This window comes from Halocynthiibacter namhaensis (assembly GCF_000812685.1).
GTDB classification, from domain to species: domain Bacteria; phylum Pseudomonadota; class Alphaproteobacteria; order Rhodobacterales; family Rhodobacteraceae; genus Halocynthiibacter; species Halocynthiibacter namhaensis.
The window spans coordinates 141,226-159,843 of the sequence record NZ_JWIF01000074.1 but is presented as its reverse complement, the minus strand read 5'-3'; the positions used below and the strand labels follow the sequence as shown (position 1 = coordinate 159,843).

The 18,618-nt window shown below is 52.9% G+C and carries 20 protein-coding genes; 18 read left to right on the top strand and 2 right to left on the bottom strand.

Features of this window, described 5'->3' with window-relative positions; all coding sequences use genetic code 11:
* Positions 1 to 5: 5 nt before the first annotated feature.
* The gene (nrdR, locus tag RJ38_RS17215; protein WP_039020084.1) at positions 6 to 473 is read right to left on the bottom strand and encodes a transcriptional regulator NrdR; all 468 of its coding nucleotides are present in this window, start codon (positions 471 to 473) and stop codon (positions 6 to 8) included.
* A 317-nt stretch (positions 474 to 790) separates the two neighbouring features.
* Between nrdR and RJ38_RS17210 the strand changes: the two genes are divergently transcribed.
* The 8 genes from RJ38_RS17210 (at position 791) to RJ38_RS17170 (ending at position 8,775) form a co-directional block, all read left to right on the top strand.
* Positions 791 to 1,264: an NUDIX hydrolase gene (locus RJ38_RS17210; RefSeq protein ID WP_039020083.1), complete on the top strand. Its 474-nt coding sequence runs from the start codon at positions 791 to 793 to the stop codon at positions 1,262 to 1,264.
* A gap of 112 nt (positions 1,265 to 1,376) precedes the next feature.
* Positions 1,377 to 1,853 (top strand): DUF1178 family protein, encoded by a 477-nt coding sequence (locus RJ38_RS17205; RefSeq protein WP_039020082.1) that lies wholly within the window; start codon positions 1,377 to 1,379, stop codon positions 1,851 to 1,853.
* 30 nt (positions 1,854 to 1,883) lie between these two features.
* The gene (locus tag RJ38_RS17200) at positions 1,884 to 2,534 is read left to right on the top strand and encodes an SDR family oxidoreductase (RefSeq protein WP_039020081.1); all 651 of its coding nucleotides are present in this window, start codon (positions 1,884 to 1,886) and stop codon (positions 2,532 to 2,534) included.
* 345 nt (positions 2,535 to 2,879) lie between these two features.
* The gene (locus RJ38_RS18335) at positions 2,880 to 3,983 is read left to right on the top strand and encodes a Hint domain-containing protein (RefSeq protein ID WP_052245520.1); all 1,104 of its coding nucleotides are present in this window, start codon (positions 2,880 to 2,882) and stop codon (positions 3,981 to 3,983) included.
* Positions 3,984 to 4,109: 126 nt separating this feature from the next.
* A complete protein-coding gene (locus RJ38_RS17190) occupies positions 4,110 to 5,345 on the top strand; it encodes an aspartate kinase (protein WP_039020216.1) in 1,236 nt (411 codons plus the stop codon).
* 177 nt (positions 5,346 to 5,522) lie between these two features.
* Entirely contained in the window at positions 5,523 to 5,849 is a 327-nt protein-coding gene (locus tag RJ38_RS17185; protein ID WP_039020080.1) for a DOPA 4,5-dioxygenase family protein, read from the top strand.
* 394 nt (positions 5,850 to 6,243) lie between these two features.
* Positions 6,244 to 8,484 (top strand): phosphoenolpyruvate--protein phosphotransferase, encoded by a 2,241-nt coding sequence (gene ptsP / locus RJ38_RS17175; protein ID WP_039020078.1) that lies wholly within the window; start codon positions 6,244 to 6,246, stop codon positions 8,482 to 8,484.
* Between the two features lie 93 nt (positions 8,485 to 8,577).
* Positions 8,578 to 8,775 carry a hypothetical protein gene (locus RJ38_RS17170; RefSeq protein ID WP_039020077.1) on the top strand — a complete coding sequence of 66 codons (198 nt, stop codon included), beginning with the start codon at positions 8,578 to 8,580 and terminating at the stop codon, positions 8,773 to 8,775.
* Positions 8,776 to 8,779: 4 nt separating this feature from the next.
* On the opposite strand, the gene RJ38_RS17165 is transcribed toward RJ38_RS17170, so the two are convergent.
* Entirely contained in the window at positions 8,780 to 9,268 is a 489-nt protein-coding gene (locus RJ38_RS17165) for a GNAT family N-acetyltransferase (RefSeq protein WP_039020076.1), read from the bottom strand.
* Between the two features lie 96 nt (positions 9,269 to 9,364).
* Here RJ38_RS17165 and RJ38_RS17160 point away from each other — a divergent pair, with 96 nt between their 5' ends.
* From RJ38_RS17160 to RJ38_RS17115, 10 genes are all read left to right on the top strand, one after another.
* A complete protein-coding gene (locus tag RJ38_RS17160) occupies positions 9,365 to 9,970 on the top strand; it encodes a flavin reductase family protein (protein ID WP_039020075.1) in 606 nt (201 codons plus the stop codon).
* 36 nt (positions 9,971 to 10,006) lie between these two features.
* Entirely contained in the window at positions 10,007 to 10,885 is an 879-nt protein-coding gene (locus RJ38_RS17155) for an S-methyl-5'-thioadenosine phosphorylase (protein ID WP_039020074.1), read from the top strand.
* Positions 10,882 to 12,156 carry a DoxX-like family protein gene (locus tag RJ38_RS17150; protein ID WP_039020073.1) on the top strand — a complete coding sequence of 425 codons (1,275 nt, stop codon included), beginning with the start codon at positions 10,882 to 10,884 and terminating at the stop codon, positions 12,154 to 12,156. Before RJ38_RS17155 ends, RJ38_RS17150 begins: the two co-directional genes overlap by 4 nt.
* Positions 12,156 to 12,638: a DUF2269 family protein gene (locus RJ38_RS17145; protein ID WP_039020215.1), complete on the top strand. Its 483-nt coding sequence runs from the start codon at positions 12,156 to 12,158 to the stop codon at positions 12,636 to 12,638. The genes RJ38_RS17150 and RJ38_RS17145 overlap by 1 nt, the downstream gene beginning before the upstream one ends.
* A gap of 11 nt (positions 12,639 to 12,649) precedes the next feature.
* A complete protein-coding gene (locus tag RJ38_RS17140; protein ID WP_039020072.1) occupies positions 12,650 to 13,681 on the top strand; it encodes a DUF418 domain-containing protein in 1,032 nt (343 codons plus the stop codon).
* The gene (locus RJ38_RS17135; RefSeq protein ID WP_039020071.1) at positions 13,678 to 14,211 is read left to right on the top strand and encodes an adenine phosphoribosyltransferase; all 534 of its coding nucleotides are present in this window, start codon (positions 13,678 to 13,680) and stop codon (positions 14,209 to 14,211) included. The genes RJ38_RS17140 and RJ38_RS17135 overlap by 4 nt, the downstream gene beginning before the upstream one ends.
* 319 nt (positions 14,212 to 14,530) lie before the next feature.
* The gene (locus RJ38_RS17130; RefSeq protein WP_039020070.1) at positions 14,531 to 15,532 is read left to right on the top strand and encodes a 3-oxoacyl-[acyl-carrier-protein] synthase III C-terminal domain-containing protein; all 1,002 of its coding nucleotides are present in this window, start codon (positions 14,531 to 14,533) and stop codon (positions 15,530 to 15,532) included.
* A 1-nt stretch (position 15,533) separates the two neighbouring features.
* The gene (locus RJ38_RS17125; RefSeq protein WP_039020069.1) at positions 15,534 to 16,511 is read left to right on the top strand and encodes an NAD-dependent epimerase/dehydratase family protein; all 978 of its coding nucleotides are present in this window, start codon (positions 15,534 to 15,536) and stop codon (positions 16,509 to 16,511) included.
* Positions 16,508 to 17,326, top strand: a complete 819-nt coding sequence (locus RJ38_RS17120; RefSeq protein ID WP_039020068.1) for an MBL fold metallo-hydrolase — start codon at positions 16,508 to 16,510, stop codon at positions 17,324 to 17,326. The genes RJ38_RS17125 and RJ38_RS17120 overlap by 4 nt, the downstream gene beginning before the upstream one ends.
* A complete protein-coding gene (locus RJ38_RS17115; RefSeq protein WP_238321749.1) occupies positions 17,323 to 18,567 on the top strand; it encodes a CoF synthetase in 1,245 nt (414 codons plus the stop codon). The genes RJ38_RS17120 and RJ38_RS17115 overlap by 4 nt, the downstream gene beginning before the upstream one ends.
* Positions 18,568 to 18,618 lie beyond the last annotated feature (51 nt).

Here is an 18,618-nt window from a genome sequence, read left to right as displayed (position 1 = left end):
GTAAATCAGTCGTCAGCCGCTTCTGGCGGGCGCAGTTCGCTGACAAATTTATCGAAATCATCGGCGGCTTGGAAGTTCTTGTAAACACTCGCAAAACGCACGTATGCAACGGTATCAATCCGCGCCAGCGCTTCCATGGTGATCTCGCCGATTTGGCCAGATGCGATGTCAGTATCACCCATGCTTTCCAAGCGGCGCACAATGCCCGAAATCATCTGATCAATCCGCTCAGGTTCGATGGGACGTTTCTGCATGGAAATTCGAATAGAACGTTCCAATTTGTCGCGATCAAAGTCTTCACGTTTGCCGTTGGATTTGATCACCACGAGATCGCGCAGCTGCACCCGTTCGTAAGTCGTGAAGCGCCCACCACAAGACGGACAAAACCGCCGTCTACGGATCGCAACGTGATCTTCCGCAGGGCGTGAATCTTTCACCTGCGTATCTACATTTCCACAATATGGGCAGCGCATTGCAGTCCCCTTGCCTTGGTGATCATCAATATATGCACTATAGGCAGCCCCCTGGGTTTTGGGTAGTCCAAAGTTTCACCCACTAAACATGGGCGGACCGGCGTCGTGCAAATCACGATTTTTCAAGAAATTCCGTCCATTTTGCGGGGTTTGACAACCAACACCGGACATTGTGGTTGAAAAATACAGTTCATGGGCGTATGCGATGGCCTGCTCCAATAAGGGGCAAAGTGAATGCGAACAGGAAATATCCCGTATAGTAAGGTATTTGAAACAAATCCTTGATACTATGCGCGGCAGGTACAACAAGTCTGACGATGATACCAACAAAGCAACAACCGATCAATCTTGCCGACGGCGGGAAACGTTCTTTGCGGACGCAATTTGGTAGCCTATGCTACCGGCGTCATCAGGGACGCCTACAGGTTTTGCTGATCTCATCTCGCGGTGTCGGACGCTGGGTCGTTCCAAAGGGCTGGCCGATGGACGGTAAAACACCATCAGAAGCTGCATCTGTCGAAGCCTTTGAAGAAGCGGGCGTAAAAGGCAAGGTCTATGAAACGGTGTTGGGCCTGTATTCAACCATGCGGGAAGCATCAGGAAATTCCGATGAATTAATCCCCTGCATCGTTGCGATTTTCCCGCTGAAAGTGAAGCAAGTCTTGAAGGACTACCCCGAAGTCAATGAGCGTTCACGGCAATGGTTTTCCCCAAAGAAAGCCGCAAGTTTGGTTGATGAACCGGAACTGGCGCAAATCATCCAAAACTTTAATCCAAAGACCTTTGACTAACTCTGCCCCTACTTTGGCGCGCCAAATCACAGAATATCAGCGCCCAGCCTTAACATATCATTGTCTTTGCGGCGCTAGGGGCTTATTTACGATTTAGGGACAGGATGGGTAGATGATCCGCTATACGCTGAAATGTGAAAACGATCACAGCTTTGAAAGCTGGTTTAAATCATCCGATGCCTTTGAAACGCTTCAAAGTGCGAGGATGAATGCCTGCCCTGTCTGTGGATCTGCAGATACGCGAAAATCGTTGATGGCCCCACAAGTGACGACCGCGCGCAAAAAGGCGGCCAAACCCGCAGAACCGGCTGAGGCGACTGCCCCACCGTCACCGTCCGCGGTGGAAAAGCCACTATCTGCGCCTCAAACAGATGCTGAAGCTGCAATCGCACGGATGAAATCTGACGTTGAAAAAAACTCGGAATACGTCGGGATGAGCTTTGCAGAGGAAGCGCGCGCCATGCATGACGGCGACATCGACAGCCGCCCCATTTGGGGTGAAGCAAAACCGGAAGAGGCCAAATCACTGATCGAAGACGGCGTGCCTGTGTTGCCTTTGCCCTTTACCCCCACGCGCAAAACCAACTAACCTGCCCAAAATTCTGGCGGGAGATACATCATGACAATTCTGATCACCGGGGCAAATCGGGGCATTGGCGCAGAAATGATGCTTCAGTATCAGGCGAAAAACCAACGCGTGATCGGCACAACACGAGGCCCAGAAAGCCGTGATTTTTTGTCGTTTGATGTCACCTGCGAAAGCTCTGCCAAGGATTTAGGGCAGTCTCTGGAAACCCAGGGCATTGATTTGCTGGTTTGTAACGCGGGCGTGTATCTGGATAAAGGTCGCTATAGCGGGGATGATTTGCCTGCTGACATGTGGGCGCAAACGTTCGCTGCCAATGTCACCGGTGTTTACAAAACGATTGAGGCCACCCTGCCCGCTTTGCGCCGCGCCCAAAGCCCTAAGATCGCGATTATCGGTTCACAAATGGGCACCCGCGACAAGGCCCAAGGCGGCAGCTATATTTATCGCGCATCTAAGGCCGCTGTCATCAACTTAACATTCAACCTTGCCCATGATCTGCGCAGTGAGGGCATAGCTGTTGGCGTATACCATCCCGGCTGGGTTCAAACAGACATGGGCGGTGATGAAGGCCATGTCACACCGACCGAGTCCGCAACACAGTTGATCGGCCACTTTGCGCGCCTCAGTATGACCCGCAGCGGCGAGTTTCTGGCGTTCGACGGAACACCGCACGCATTGTAATTGGGATGATTTCGCAAACCACCAAAATAATTACCAGCTTCTAACGTAGACACATTCTCCCCCTATCACGGGCTCTATGATTAGCATTTCGGTCCCAAATCACCCCCATAAAGTGATTTGGGAATCGACGCGAGCAATCTAAAATTGTAATTTTGAAAATGCCTTTTTTAGGCCATATTTCCGATGTTTAGACTGCTCTGAATACATCGAACCATAGCGCGTTACTGTTCGCGCAACTTGCATCTCGTCAGAGCCGCAAACAGGTCTCGTTGCATCATCGTATTTTCTTGTTTGTGAAATCTGTGCGTTGCCTCCCCCCTTCTTGTTGGACAATTGGAATCCAAAATGGTCGCGATCAATTTCGCCACATTGCTAAGCAATGGGGCCCAAACCATTGTCGACGCTGATGGCCAAACCGTTACAGTAACGGCGACCTTCACCAGCGGATTTCACATCAACAGCACTGGACAGGTGCAATCCGACAACGCAGTCGACACGGATGCAGATACGTTCACGCTGACGTTTTCCAAACCCGTTAAAGATCTCACATTTAGCATCGGCGATGTGAATTCGAACAACTACCAAGGCGGCTTTAACGACCGCCTTGAAATTCAATCGACACTGGCCGGAACCCCCGTCGTCACAAATCTCAGCACGGGCACCAGCGGCACCACAGCTGTTTACGAAGCGCCGTTCAATACAAACATCGTTGAAAACGTCTCTGTCAACACTGCGTTTGACCAGATCACGGTGACAAACTTTGACGCTGACAGACAGCATGGTTGGATTTTTCTATCCACAGGCGATGTTGATGATGTTGTCTGTTTTACCGCAGGTACAATGATTGAAACTGAAACCGGATGTGTGGCCGTTGAAAACCTGTCGCCCGGCGATCTGGTCATGACCCGAGACAGAGGCACACAACCAATTCGATGGATTGGAAAAAAAGAAATTTCGTCTGCCCAACTTGAGAGAAACCATAAACTTCGGCCCGTTTGCATTAAAGCTGGTGCTTTGGCGAATATGACCCCAGCGCGAGATTTGATTGTTTCACGGCAACACCGGATGCTGACCGTGTCGCGGCTTTCCAAACGAATGTTTGACGAGAATGAAGTCTTGATTTCAGCCATCAAGTTAACTGCACTTCCAGATATCGAGATCATGCCTGTGGACGGGCCCGTGACCTATTACCACCTGCTGTTCGACCAACATGAAATTGTCTATGCTGAAGGGGCCCCGTCGGAAAGCCTGCACACCGGCCCAGAGGCGCTCAAAACCCTTCCCCAAAAAGCGCTGGAAGAAATATTCACTCTGTTTCCAGAGTTAAGCGAAAACACGTTTTCCCGTGCGTCCGCGCGGCCCATCCCACCCGGAAAACGCCAACAAAATTTCATCCGCCGTCTCGAGAAAAACAAACACAGCTTCATTTCTGAATCCCCCTCTGCGTAAGGTGCCAATGCCCATTTATTAGGCACAATGCGGACCTGGCGCATGAAGGCGCTCTTGGCTCTTGCCCCCGGGCGACCAACCTCCTATGAAATGCTGGATTTATTGGCGCTGGGTAAAGGAAACACCATGCCGCTTTTGGTAATGAAATTTGGCGGAACTTCTGTCGGATCCCTTGATCGCATCAAACGTGCGGCCAAGCGGGTTGGGGTGGAAGTCGCCAAAGGCTATGACGTGATCGTGATTGTCTCGGCAATGTCGGGCAAGACCAATGAACTTGTGGGTTGGGTGAATGAGACCTCGCCGCTGTATGATGCACGCGAATATGACGCTGTGGTCAGCTCTGGCGAGAACGTCACGGCAGGCTTGATGGCTTTGACGTTGCAGCAAATGGATGTGCCGGCGCGCAGTTGGCAAGGGTGGCAAGTGCCGCTGAAAACCACGTCCGCACATGCAAACGCCCGGATTGAAGAAATCCCAACCGACAATCTGAACGCCAAATTTGGCGAAGGTATGCGGGTTGCTGTTGTTGCAGGCTTCCAGGGCATCTCGGATGAAGGGCGCATCACGACCTTGGGTCGCGGGGGATCTGACACAACCGCTGTGGCCTTTGCCGCCGCTTTTGGCGCGGAACGTTGCGACATCTATACTGACGTGGACGGGGTTTACACCACCGACCCGCGTATTTCTGACAAGGCGCGCAAACTTGATAAGATTGCTTTTGAAGAAATGCTGGAGCTGGCATCCCTAGGTGCGAAAGTTCTGCAAACCCGTTCTGTTGAACTTGCGATGCGCTTTGGTGTGCGTCTGCGGGTTCTGTCCAGTTTTGAAGATAACGATGAAAATTCCGGTACGCTTGTCTGCGCCGAGGAGGAAATCATGGAATCAAATGTAGTTGCCGGCGTCGCCTATTCCCGCGATGAAGCGAAAGTCACCCTGATCTCGGTCGCGGACCGTCCTGGCATTGCTGCCGCGATCTTTGGCCCCCTGTCAGAGGCTGGCGTCAACGTCGATATGATCGTGCAGAATATCTCTGAAGATGGGCGCACGGATATGACGTTCTCCTGTCCGACCGACCAAGTCGCGCGTGCAGAAGCGGCAATGCAAGCTTCTAAAGATGCGGGCGACATCAACTATCACGATCTGGTCGCTGACACAGCTGTTGCCAAGATCTCCATCGTCGGCATCGGCATGCGGTCCCACGCGGGTGTTGCCGCGCAGATGTTTGCAGCGCTACAAAACGAAGGCATCAACATCAAAGTGATCACCACATCCGAGATTAAGATCTCTGTTCTGGTTGAGCGCAAATACATGGAATTGGCCGTGCAAGCGCTGCATGACAGCTTTGAGCTGGAAAAAGCCTAACCTTTTTCAAATACACTAAAAAACCACCGATTTGCCGTTGCAGGTCGGTGGTTTTTTTCTGACGGGTTCCGTGCAGAGGCGCACATAGGTCCTGTACCCACTCACCGATATTGCGCTTGTGCTGCCTGGGCTTCACGACCAAATTACATGCAGACCACCCACTCTGCAGAGGCCCCCATGACCATAATCGGATATCACGCACATATTTACTATGAAGCCGGCAGTAAGGCCCGCGCAGACGCTATCTGCCATGAAGCCGCTGCAAAATTCGGCGTCACCATGGGGCGCATGCATGACCGCCCCGTTGGCCCCCACCCCATGCCTTCATGTCAGCTGGGGGCAACACCGGAACAATTCGCAGAACTTCTGCCCTGGCTTGCTTTGAACCGTCAGGGGCTGATCGTTTTTTCACATCCAGACACCGGGCAGCATCTCCAAGATCACCGCGACCGAGGAATATGGTTGGGCGTCGGACTTGATTTGGATTTATCGATCTTTCAGTAGACGAAGCTATGTCCGACCGCTGGCCTTACAGCCACGATAGGCCTCTTGCGCGCGGCTCTCTGAGTATCCTTCACGCAGGGTTTGGTTGTAAATGTCATTACAACTTTGATTGTAATTCTGGCCCCATAGGAATTCATTGATGGCCTGGTCCCGTTCTGGTGTTCGTTCACACCCGGCCAATGCGACGACCATTACACAGCTCGACAGCGTTATTCGTACATTTCTCATAGGTTTGCCTTTCATCCCCCACTTGCAACCATAGCGCAGTACAATCACACCGCAACATATCCTTATTGTCATTGGAATGAAGGATATGGTTCTGGTGGCGCATTTCACTGGTTCCTCTTTTGTTTTTTGCATAAGCTGCAGAAAACAGGGTTCCACAGGACAGAACATGGCACACAGCACTGAAAGTGAAAGCCGCAAGCTTCTTGGGCGGCTGCAAGAAACACTGGCGCAAGATACAGCGGGCCAAGCACGGCTTGATCGGATCACCGAACTTGTCGCGGATTCGATGCAGGCCGAAGTGTGTTCTATCTATCTGTTTCGCGATGATGACACGCTTGAGCTTTGCGCGACGCATGGTTTGAATGCGGAATCTGTGCACCAAACCCGTATGAAAATCGGCGAGGGCCTGGTTGGTAAAGTTGCAAAGTTCTCGCGCCTTGTGAACACACCCGACGCCCCATCCGAAAAGGGCTTCCGCTATATGCCCGAAACCGGGGAAGAAGTATTTTCCTCTTTCCTAGGCGTGCCTGTGCAGCGCCTAGGTGAACGCTTGGGCGTGTTGGTCGTGCAATCCAAAGACGCGCGCACATATACCGATGATGAAGTTTATGCCCTAGAAGTCGTTGCCATGGTCTTGGCTGAAATGACGGAATTAGGGGCCTTTGTTGGCGAAGGCGCGGCGCTATCCCCCCTCCACAGCCAGGCAGTGATGTTGCGCGGATCCGTGGCACAAGAAGGCGTGGCAGAAGGCAATGTCTGGCTGCATGAGGCCCGCGTTGTTGTGACCAACCCAATTGCAGAGGATCCCGAAGCGGAACAAGCGCGTCTCGAAGAAGCCGTGGACCAGCTGCGAATTTCCGTTGACGAAATGCTCGACAACGCAGCGGGCGGAGACAAAGACCAGGTGCAGGTTCTTGAAGCCTATCGCATGTTTGCCAATTCCAAGGGTTGGATGCGTCGGATGTCCGAAGACATCAAACGTGGGCTTTCCGCAGAAGCTGCGGTTGAGAAGGAACAATCCACCACCCGCGCGCGCATGTCCCAAGCATCGGATGCGTATTTGCGCGACCGATTGCACGACCTAGATGATCTTTCCAATCGCTTGCTGCGTATTTTGACGGGTCAGGGCAGTAATACCGGCGCGGAAATGCCCGAAAACCCGATCCTTATTGCGCGCAATATTGGCCCCGCTGAGTTGCTGGAATACGGCCGGGGGCTGAAGGGGATCGTGCTTGAGGAAGGCTCTGTTGGCTCCCATGCCACCATCGTTGCACGTGCCCTTGCGATCCCGCTTGTGATCCATACGGAACGTATCACCAACGAAGCACTGAATGGCGACCAGATTCTTGTGGACGGCGAACATGGTACTGTGCATTTGCGCCCTGATGAAAGCGTTGCAACTGCGTTTCGCGACAAGATCTTGATGCAAGCTGAAGCCCAGGAACGCTATACATCGATCCGCGACAAACCCGCAGAAACCCTCTCAGGCGAAGTCATCAGGCTGACCATGAACGCTGGCCTGATGGCCGATCTCCCCTCCCTGCCCACCTCGGGCGCGGAAGGTGTGGGTTTGTTTCGCACCGAGTTGCAATTTTTAGTTCGCAACAAAATGCCCAAACGTGCCGAATTGGCAGCGACCTACACCCAAGTTCTGGATGCAGCACAAGACAAGCCCGTGATTTTCCGTACGCTTGATATTGGGTCAGACAAAGTACTGCCCTATATGAACCCGCTGGATGAACCCAACCCCGCCTTGGGATGGCGTGCGATCCGGGTTGGCCTTGATAAACCCGGTGTCATGCGCATGCAAATTCAAGCGCTGTTGCGGGCTGCCAAGGGGCGGCCATTATCTGTGATGTTCCCGATGGTTGCAGAATTCGCCGAGTTCAAAGAGGCCCGAGATCTGATCCTACGCGAGGTCGAACGCGAACGTGTCTTAGGCCATGCCTTGCCCGAAAGCCTGCAAATCGGAACAATGCTGGAAACACCCTCCTTGGCGTTTTCGCCTCCGCAGTTCTTTGAAATGACGGATTTCATATCAATCGGCGGCAACGATTTGAAACAGTTTTTCTTCGCGGCAGATCGTGAAAATGAACGGGTGCGCAAACGCTATGACACTCTGAACGTCAGTTTTCTAAATTTCTTGGAAACGATTGTCGAACGCTGCCATGCCAGCAATACACCGCTTTCATTCTGTGGCGAAGATGCCGGGCGCCCGATAGAAGCACTCTGTTTTGCTGCGATTGGCTTGCACACGCTTTCCATGCGCCCTGCATCCATTGGCCCGGTCAAACATCATTTGCGACGTACAAACCTGCAAGAACTGCGGGACGTGATCGACGAAGCACGTGCGACCGGAGCCCAAACGGTGCGACCTGCAGTGTTGGATTATTTACACAAACGCTAAACCAGAACTTATCAGGAACATTCATGGATATTTAATATTTCCAAGACAGTCTAGGGGCATAATTAATGTCTCGATTTCGACTTGGGGAATACCATGAATCACTCTGATATTGCGCTTAGCTTTTTTGTTGCTATTTCGATTGCCATTAGCCTATGGCTGACCGCTGCTCCAGTTTGGGCAGTGGTCTGTGGTTACAGTCTCTCAGGTGCTGGCACTTTGTTGGTCATGGGATGTGCATCATTCATCCAAAACACGAAACGTCACAGAAACCTTGTGCGCTTCACGCCATAATCAGTTACACATCGACCTTACGAACATCGCCTGCGACCCCAAGCCAACAGCCCGGCACAAGTTCAAGTCCAAGCACACGTTCCGGATTTGTGGGGGGCGGCATGAACACACCGGTCAGTCGGCGGAAACCAAATCTGTGATAATAGGGTTCATCACCGACCAGCATCACATGTTTCCATCCGGTTTCCCTAGCAAGTTCAATGCTGTGACGCATTAAGGACCCCCCAAGACCTTCGCCTTGGTGGGTGGGGTGTACAGCGACTGGTCCCAAAAGCAGAACGCGCTGTCCACTTACATCGACCGGCCAATATCGGATTGCGCCTGCAAGGATATTCATCTCGTCACGGGCGACAATGGACAGTTTAGCAACAGGATCCACGCCTTCGCGCAAACGATAGGATGATAGTGCCTCGCGCCCCGGCGCAAAACACAGATCATAAAGTGCTTCAACTTCCCAGCAATCCGCTGACGTTTCCTGCCTAAGTTCAATCACCGCGTCCCCTCACACAGTTTTTCTATCCAAGCACTGGACCCCGGACCAATGCGCCATTACCTCTGAGTAAACCGCGACGCCTTTGAAGGAAAGCAGATGTTTTACCGCCCAGAAGATGGCCATGGCCTGCCCCACAACCCGTTTAATGCGTTGATCACTCCGCGTCCCATTGGCTGGATATCGACACGCGATAAACAAGGCTGCGACAACCTTGCTCCCTATTCCTTTTTCAACGGGGTGGCCTACGAGCCACCGCAAGTGATGTTTGCCACCACCTCGGGCAAGCCCGACCGCGATGGAATGAAAGACAGCGCAAGCATCATCCAGGAAACTGGCGTTTTTTGCGTAAATGTCGTGGGTTTTGAGATGCGCGACGCAATGAATGCGACCTCAGCGGCCCTCACAGCCGATGAAGATGAGTTTCTGCACGCCGGTCTGGAAAAACTCGATTGCACAGGCATCAACGTCCCCCGCGTCGCAAACGCCCCGGCAGCCTTAGAATGCAAAATGACAAAAATGGTGCAATTGCCGGGTGAGGCCAACACCGTAGTCTTTGGCGAAGTTATCGGCGTACATTTGAACGATGATTGTATGACAGACGGAATATTTGACGCGACAAAATACCAGCCGCTGGCCCGCATGGGATATCGTGATTATGCAAAGGTGGAAGAGGTCTTTACCCTAAAGCGTCCCGATGATTAACTTACCCCAAACACAACCCAATGCAGGAGCCCATTGATGACCACAGAAACCATGATTGGCGTGATCGGGGGGTCTGGCCTCTATGAGATTGATGGGCTTGACAACGCGGCCTGGCAGGCGATTGAAACCCCTTGGGGCACACCATCGGATGAGGTTCTGACCGGCGTGTTGAATGGCGTTAAAATGGCCTTTCTTCCGCGTCACGGCCGAGGCCATGTGCATTCCCCGTCAACCGTGCCCTATCGCGCAAATATTGACGCATTGAAGCGTATCGGCGTCACCGATGTGATCTCTGTATCTGCCTGCGGATCCTTCCGAGACGAAATGGCACCCGGCGACTTCGTCATTGTAGATCAATTTATTGATCGCACATTTGCGCGAGAGAAGTCCTTTTTTGGCACGGGTTGTGTCGCTCATGTCTCGGTCGCGCACCCCACTTGCCCCCGTCTGTCGGACGCTTGCGAAACTGCGGCACGGCACGCCGACATAAATGTACATCGTGGCGGCACTTATTTGGCTATGGAAGGCCCTCAGTTTTCTACGCTGGCCGAAAGCAAAATGTACCGCGAAAGCTGGGGCTGCGATGTGATCGGCATGACCAACATGCCCGAAGCTAAATTGGCCCGCGAGGCCGAGCTTTGCTATGCGTCTGTTGCCATGATCACCGATTATGACAGCTGGCACCCGGACCATGGTGAAGTTGATGTCACTGAAATCATTAAGACATTAATGGGAAATGCGAACAAGGGGCGAGACATGGTTGCCCGACTGCCTGAGGTGTTGGGCGCTGATCGTGCCCCCTGTGTGCATGGCTGTGATCGTGCACTTGAATTTGCGATCCTAACAGCGGCTGACAAACGTGACCCCGCCCTGATGGCAAAACTAGATGCCGTTGCAGGACGTGTGATCGGGTGAAAAAACGCATTTTAATTCTTGGTGCCGACGGCTTTATTGGCCGACACATCGCGTTTGAGTTTCGCACAGCAGGATGGGAAGTAATTGCCTGCGCCAGACGGGTAAAGGCCTTGAAAAATATGGGGTTTAAAACCTTTCACGCCGATCTGTCCAAGCGCGAAACACATGACCCATCCTTTTGGAAGACCGCTGCAGAAGATTGCGACGTGGTGATAAATGCCGCTGGCCTATTGAATGCATCCGACACCGTGTTTGAGGCCGTACACGTCAATGCGCCCAAGGCGCTGTATGAAGCGGCACGCCGCGCGCAAACAGTTTTGATCTCTGCGGTGGGCATTGACACGGCCACCACAAGATTTGCCCGTTGGCGTCGCGCGGGCGAAGCCCTTGCCCAAACTCATAACGTCACCTGTCTGCGCCCCGGCCTCGTTTTGGGCGACACGTCTTATGGCGGATCGTCATTGCTTCGGGCGTTGGCCAGCGTACCGCTAACACCTCTTCCCGGCGGAGGGACGCAGATCATGAACCCAATACATGCGGCCGATCTGGCCCGGGTCACACGCGAAATCGTCGAAACCCCTTCACAATTTGGATCAGGCCCCCACGATATTGGCGGGCCTGAGAAAGTGTCTCAACGACAAATGATCGCAGGATACCGCGGCTGGTATGGTCTGCGGCCTAGCATATGTTTCACGCTGCCAAAGGGGCTTGCGCGATGGGCAGGTCGCTGTGGGGATTTCATGCAAATGGGGCCAATTTCCACCACCGCCCTATCCCAGCTAGAGGTCGGCGTCTTAGCGAAGGACACAGCCCTCACGACGAAGTTGAAGAACAAACCGCGTGGGTTTTCTGATTTCATCAACGCCCGCCCAGCAGGCACACAAGATTTGTGGCAAGCCCGGCTATATCTGTTGCGACCCGTATTGCGGCTAACCCTAATCTTCATGTGGGTTTTATCCGGGTTAGTTGGCCTATTATTGCCGTCAGAAGCATTCTTACCAATGTTGTCTGGCGCTGCCTTGCCAGACAGCGCCTTGATCGCAATCGCGCGTTTAGGCGGCTTGGCAGACTTGGCAATCGCCCTTGCATTATTGCGCGGATGGCGGTTGAAATTAATGGGCTGGATCCAGCTGGCACTTGTCGGAGGGTACAGTATCGGGTTGACCGTTTTGGCGCCATCTCTGTGGTTATTACCAGTCGGAGGCCTGTTAAAGAACATTCCAATTTTGTTGTTATTATGTATTTTTCTCATCCTTGAAGAAGAACGATGATGGATTGCTATTTCGTTGCAAAATATCTACATATCCTGTGTTCGACGGTGTTGTTCGGAACCGGCATTGGAACCGCTTTTCAAATGGTTTGGGCCATGCATTTGTCCCGCAAAGGACGCGTGGAAACGGTGCATTCGGTTGTCTGCGGTGTGGTGCTGGCCGATTGGATCTTCACTACCCCGGCCGGGATAATCCAGCCAGCAACAGGGCTTTGGCTGATCTATTTGCAAGGATGGGCGCTGACAGAATCGTGGCTGATCGCAACCTACGCGCTTTATTTCATCGCCCTGGTTTGCTGGTTACCCGTCGTACATCTGCAGATCAAAATCAGAAACTTGGCCGCACAGGCGCTTGAGACAGCTTCACCCCTGCCAGACGAAGCCTTCCGCCTTTTTAAAATCTGGTTTTTCCTCGGCTGGCCCGCTTTCCTTGGGTTGACCGGAATATTCTGGCTGATGATCACCAAACCACAACTGTTTTAGGGAGCCTCAACATGCGACTGCAAGGCATTGATATCGCGCGTTTCATCGCCTTTCTTGGCATGGTTTTGGTGAATTTTCGGATCGCAACCCAAGTCAATGCCACGTCCGACCTGCCGTCACTTATCACCAATGGGCTTGAAGGGCGCGCAGCGGCATTGTTTGTAATCCTCGCCGGGGTCGGTTTCGCCTTTGGGCAATCTAGTGGGCGGCAACCTTGGCACCTTACTTTGCGCCGCGCTGCATTTTTATTTGTCATCGGCATGTTGGATATGATCGTGTTCGATGCAGATATTTTGCATTTCTACGCGCTTTATTTTGTGATTGGCATCTTGTTCACCCGTGCATCGAACAAAGGCCTATTGCTTGGGGCTGTGGCAATCACGTTGATCGGGTATATTGCCGTGTTCACCTTCAATTACGAGGCAGGCTGGGACTTTGACACATTGAAATACAATGACTTTTGGTCACTACAGGGGTTTTTTCGCCACTCATTTTACAATGGCTGGCACCCTGTGTTCCCCTGGGCTGCGTTCTTTTTGATTGGCATGTGGATCGGACGGCTAGACTTGGGTGCGAAAAATGTGCAGTTGCGGTTGATTGTGGGCGGCATATTCATGGCGGTCATCGTCACAACACTCAGCTGGGGCTTGGGTGCACTAGATCCAGAACTTGCTGAAATCACCGGAACATCCCCCCTTCCCCCAACCCCGTTTTACATCTTGGCCGGGACGGGTTCGGCATTGGCAACATTGGGGTTGGTCTTGCGGATAACGCCAGTACTTGACCGCTTATACATCGGGGCCATTCTGGCAGCACCGGGCCGCATGAGCCTAACCTTATACATGGCGCACATCTACATCGGGATGGGGGTGCTTGAAGGTTTGGGAAAACTTGATGGAAGCCTGACAACAATGACAGTATTTGCAATTTCCGTTGGATTTTGCCTGATTGCCGCATTGTTCGCCCGCCTCTGGTTCTATAAGTTCAAACGCGGCCCGCTTGAGGCCCTGATGCGGCTCACCACGGAAGGCAAAGTAAGATGAATAAAACCGTCAAGGATTATATCCGCACGATTGAGGATTTCCCACATGAAGGCATCATGTTTCGCGATGTCACCACACTATTTGAAGACCCACGTGGGTTTCGCTTAGCCATCGATCAACTGTTGCACCCTTATGTTGGCCAACCCATCGACAAAATCGTCGGCCTAGAAGCGCGTGGTTTCATTTTGGGCGGCGCAATCGCACATCAATTGTCTGTTGGATTTGTCCCTGTGCGTAAAAAGGGCAAACTTCCAGGCAAGACCATCAGCCAAGATTACACTTTGGAATATGGCGAAGCCACGGTCGAGATCCATGACGATGCGCTAAAACCAGGTGAGCGCGTTCTTGTTGTTGATGATCTTCTGGCGACCGGCGGCACTGCCGAGGCCGGGATCAAGCTGCTTGAACGACTGGGCGCGGATATCGTCGGATGCGCTTTTGTGATCGACTTGCCTGACCTTGGCGGCCGCAAAAAGCTGGAGGCGCTTGGCATGGATGTATACTCGCTTTGCGAATTTGATGGGCTATAAACTTAGAAATCGAAGAAATCCTCAATTTCGCTAACTTTATAAATCTTTCGGTAAGAATTACCCCGTAGAAAGGACCGGTCCGCTACCCACGGACGCTGTTTGCAAAACACACGTAAAGAACCGACCGCCCTGTTTCTCAGGGCGGTCTCTTTTATTACGACCCCCTTGCTCCACGATAAACGCTCGCCACACCAGCCAAACGTAGAAGGCTCAAAACCATTTGGTGCCTTAAGACATTACAGGACGCGCTTGACGTTCGTTGCGCCCTCCCCCATATATGAACGGTGTTCAGTAATTTATAATATGGTCGTGTTTGAAAATGTTTAATGTGCTCCCTGCCCGAATTCTCGGCACTGGTCATGCCTTGCCAAAGACCGAAAAGCTGTCGACTGATTTTGACCACTGCCTAAATTTAAACTGCGGTCACCTTGAACAGGCGACCGGTGTTATCGCACGCCGCATTTGCACTAATGAAAGTCAAATCGACCTCGCGGTCCAGGCGGCACGTATCGCGTTAGATGACGCAGGCATAAATCTGAACGACATTGACCTGGTAATCGGCGCGTCGGGGCTTCCATATCAGGCACTGCCAAGCACAGCACCTTTAATCATGCGCGAATTGGGCATGAATGATGGGTCTGCGCAGGCATTCGATGTCAATTCCACGTGCCTAAGCTTTGTAACCGCGCTTGATATCGCAGCAACGCGCATTGCTATGGGACGGGCACGCATGGTGCTGGTTGTCTCGTCTGAAGTCGCCTCGAAAACCCTTCCTTGGTCAACGCAACCCGAAGTGGCCGCACTTTTTGGCGACGGCGCGGGCGCTGCGATTTTGACCACAGCGACACCAGGGCAAGGCTGCATTCGCGCCAGCATGATGTGCACCTACCCGTCCGCATATGAAGCAAGTTCCATCGCCTCTGGTGGAACACGAATTGATTTCCACACGCGGCCCGAAGAATTTGCACAGAACGCCGTGTTCCACATGGATGGAACCGCGCTGTTCCGTGTTACGCATCGCCATTTCTCAGGTTTTGTGGATGATCTATTGCAATGCGCCGGTTGGAACCAAGGCGACGTCGATCTTATTGTGCCCCACCAAGCAAGCCCAATTGCGCTTGAACACATGATCCGTTCGATCGGCCTAGACACGCAAAAAGTCGTGAATATCGCCAGCCATTTGGGCAACCAAATTGCGGCATCCATCCCCACGGCCCTCGATATTGCGCGAAAGGATGGACGTATCTGCAAAGGGACGCGGCTGCTGATATTGGGGACCTCTGCCGGAGTAAGCTTTGGCGGCATGGCGATTGAGGTCTGACATGCGGGTGTTGGTCACAGGTGCGACGGGTTTCCTTGGGGGGGCGGTTTCAGCGCATCTCGCGGCAACAGGATATGATGTTTTGGCCATCGGTCGGAACGAACTACGTCTTGATGCATTGAGAAAACAGGGGATTAACTGCGCCGAGATCGATCTCGCCTCTCCAACGAACGCCTCGATTGATCGCATAGGACGTGCGGATGCCTTTATCCATTGCGCCGCCCTTTCGGCCCCATGGGGAAGGCATTCCGCATTCCACCGGGCGAATATTCTTGGCACGGAAAACGCACTTAAAATCGCGGAAACCTCCGGTGTGCAGAGGTTCATCAATATCTCGTCCCCGACTATCTATTTTGACTTTTGTGATCAGGAAAATGTCACCGAAACCCACCCTTTGCCGAAACCCGTGAATGCTTATGCCGCCACAAAGGCCGAAGCGGAACGCCGGGTGCTTGCACATCAAACGGTTCACCCAATCAATTTGCGACCACGCGGCATTTATGGTGCCAATGACACGGCACTCTTACCCCGTTTATTGGCCGCCGCCAAGCGAGGCCCCCTACCAAGCCTGCATGGCGGAAATGCAGCTATCGATCTGACCCATGTGTCCGATGTCGTCAGTGCGATCGAAGCGGCATTGGTTGCCGGCCCCGAAGTAGAAGGTCATAGCTTCAACATCTCAAGCGGCGAGCAAACGTTAGTCCGTGACATCGTAGAACTTGCCGCCGCACGCGCAGATGTTTCGGTGACGTGGCGCTCAGTTCCGCTGTGCCCAGCCCTCGCCGTTGCGCGCATTTCAGATGCGGTCAGCAAGCTTCATCCGAACGGCTCAGAACCACGCATCACCCCCTATGCATTGGGTCTTTTTGCTTATCGGCAAAGTCTCAATATCGACAAAGCGAAACACCAGCTGGATTGGTCACCGCGCGTGCCATTTTCTAAGGGATTAGAACTAACCTTCGCAGGGAAAACGCGATGAAAATCACTTTCACCAACACCGCATATGTTCACACGCGGGAACGCTTGGTTCTCAACAAAGGGCGCTGGAATAAACGCTTGGCGTTGCAGGTACGCGTTGGGATCATTGAGCACCCTGATGGTGTGGTTTTGATCGATGCAGGGTACAGCCCCGAAGCCATCAGTGCCCCCGGACGCTCGCCCATGCTGCGGGCGTATTCATGGGCGTTTTCCCCTGAACTTCTGCCTGATGGGGACCCGATCGAAGCTTTATCGCAGATGGGCTACACGGCTGACGACGTTAAAGCGATCATCCTTACGCACTTCCACGTCGATCACATATCGGCCTTGGCACGTTTTCCAAACGCACGCCTGATTGCCTGCCAACAGACCTTTGAGAACGTAAGAACGCGAAGCATCTGGGCCAATATTCATCGTGGGATATTTCCTGAATTTTTGCCAAATGATATGACCGTTCGCTTGGAAAACGTCTTTGATAAACCACAGGTAAACGGCCCCCTTGGCCTTGGCCTAGTCTATGATATATTTGAAGATAATCGCATCCTAGCGATCAGATTGCCTGGCCACGCTGAGGGGCATTTTGGACTATGTTTTCCGCAACTGGAACGCCCAATGCTATATGCTGCGGATGTGCAATGGGTGACGGCGGCGTTAACACGTGGCCCGATAGGATACCCCGGGCGGCTGGTCGCGGAAGATCCCCATGCCCAACGTGAAAGCACGGCAAAGGTTGCCGGTTTTGCCCGTGCGGGTGGCGATGTTTTACTCTGTCACACCCCGGAAATGACTGCGTATGATCGAAAGCCAAACACATGAAACAAATGTCTCAAGTGCTTGCCGCTTTATTGGAAACCCTTTGGGTGAGCCGCATGTCACGCCCAAAGTTTGACCGCTGGCAGGCGCGTCGGCTAAAGCGCTGGCTGTCAGACGACTTGCCGCGCGTGGGATATTACACCGAAAACCCCACCGAATTGGCCGACCTTAAGATCACCGACAAAGCCATCGTCATGGATCAGTTTGAAGCGTTCAATTTGGGGGGCATCACGCAGACAAAGGCTTGGGACGCGATGGCAGGAAGCGGCGAGATCAACGGCGTAGGTATCGGTGCATCAACCGGTACATCTGGCAACCGCGCCCTTTATGCTGTGACATCTGATGAACGCAACCGTTGGCTTGGGGCGATGTTGGCGAAAACGGCTCCGCAGTTTTTGTGGCGCAAGGAAAGGGTTGCTGTGATATTGCCGCAGTCCTCAAGCCTGTATGACGAGGCAAACAAAAGCCGGCGGTTACGATTGCAATTTTTCGATCTACGTCAAGGCCCAGAAACTTGGCAAGACAGGCTGATGACATTTGATCCGACCACGATCACTGCGCCTCCGCGGGTGTTGCGTCACTTGGCGGAAACCGGCGCTGACTTAAAACCACGTAAAGTATTTTCCGGGGCTGAAACCTTGGATCAGATCGACCGAAATGTGATCGAAACCCATTTCAACCTGCGACTTGGGCAGATCTATATGGCGACAGAAGGGTTGTTCGGGGTGAGTTGTGCCCATGGCAAGTTACACCTTGCGGAAGACGCAACTTATTTTGAGTTTGAGCCGATGGATGACGGTTTGGTATCCCCTTTGGTCACAGGCTTTCGACGCAGGTTTCAGATCATGGCGCGGTATCGCATGAATGACCTGCTTAGATTGTCGCCCGACGCCTGTTCCTGTGGATCCCCCTTACGTGTAATCGACGAAGTGGTTGGGCGCATGGATGATGTATTTGTTTTCGATGGCAAGCTGATAACCCCTGACATTCTGCGCAACGCTGTCTTAGATGCCGCCCGTGGCATTGACGATTTTCGCGTCCGGCGTGAGGCGGAAAAATCCGTCACACTGGTGTTGAAGCCAGAACAAGCCAACGCAGATGCACTTGCGGCGCTGGCCAGCCTTGCCAAGCTCTTTGAAACGCGCGGATTAGATATCTCGGTAAACCTTCAGCACGCGCCTTTGCAGCTGGACACCAGTCAAAAATTACGCCGCATTGAAAATTGCTGGAGCCCCCCTGAATGAGTTTTTTCCAAAATCTCAACTTCGCTTCATCCAATGAGGACGGGCGGAGCG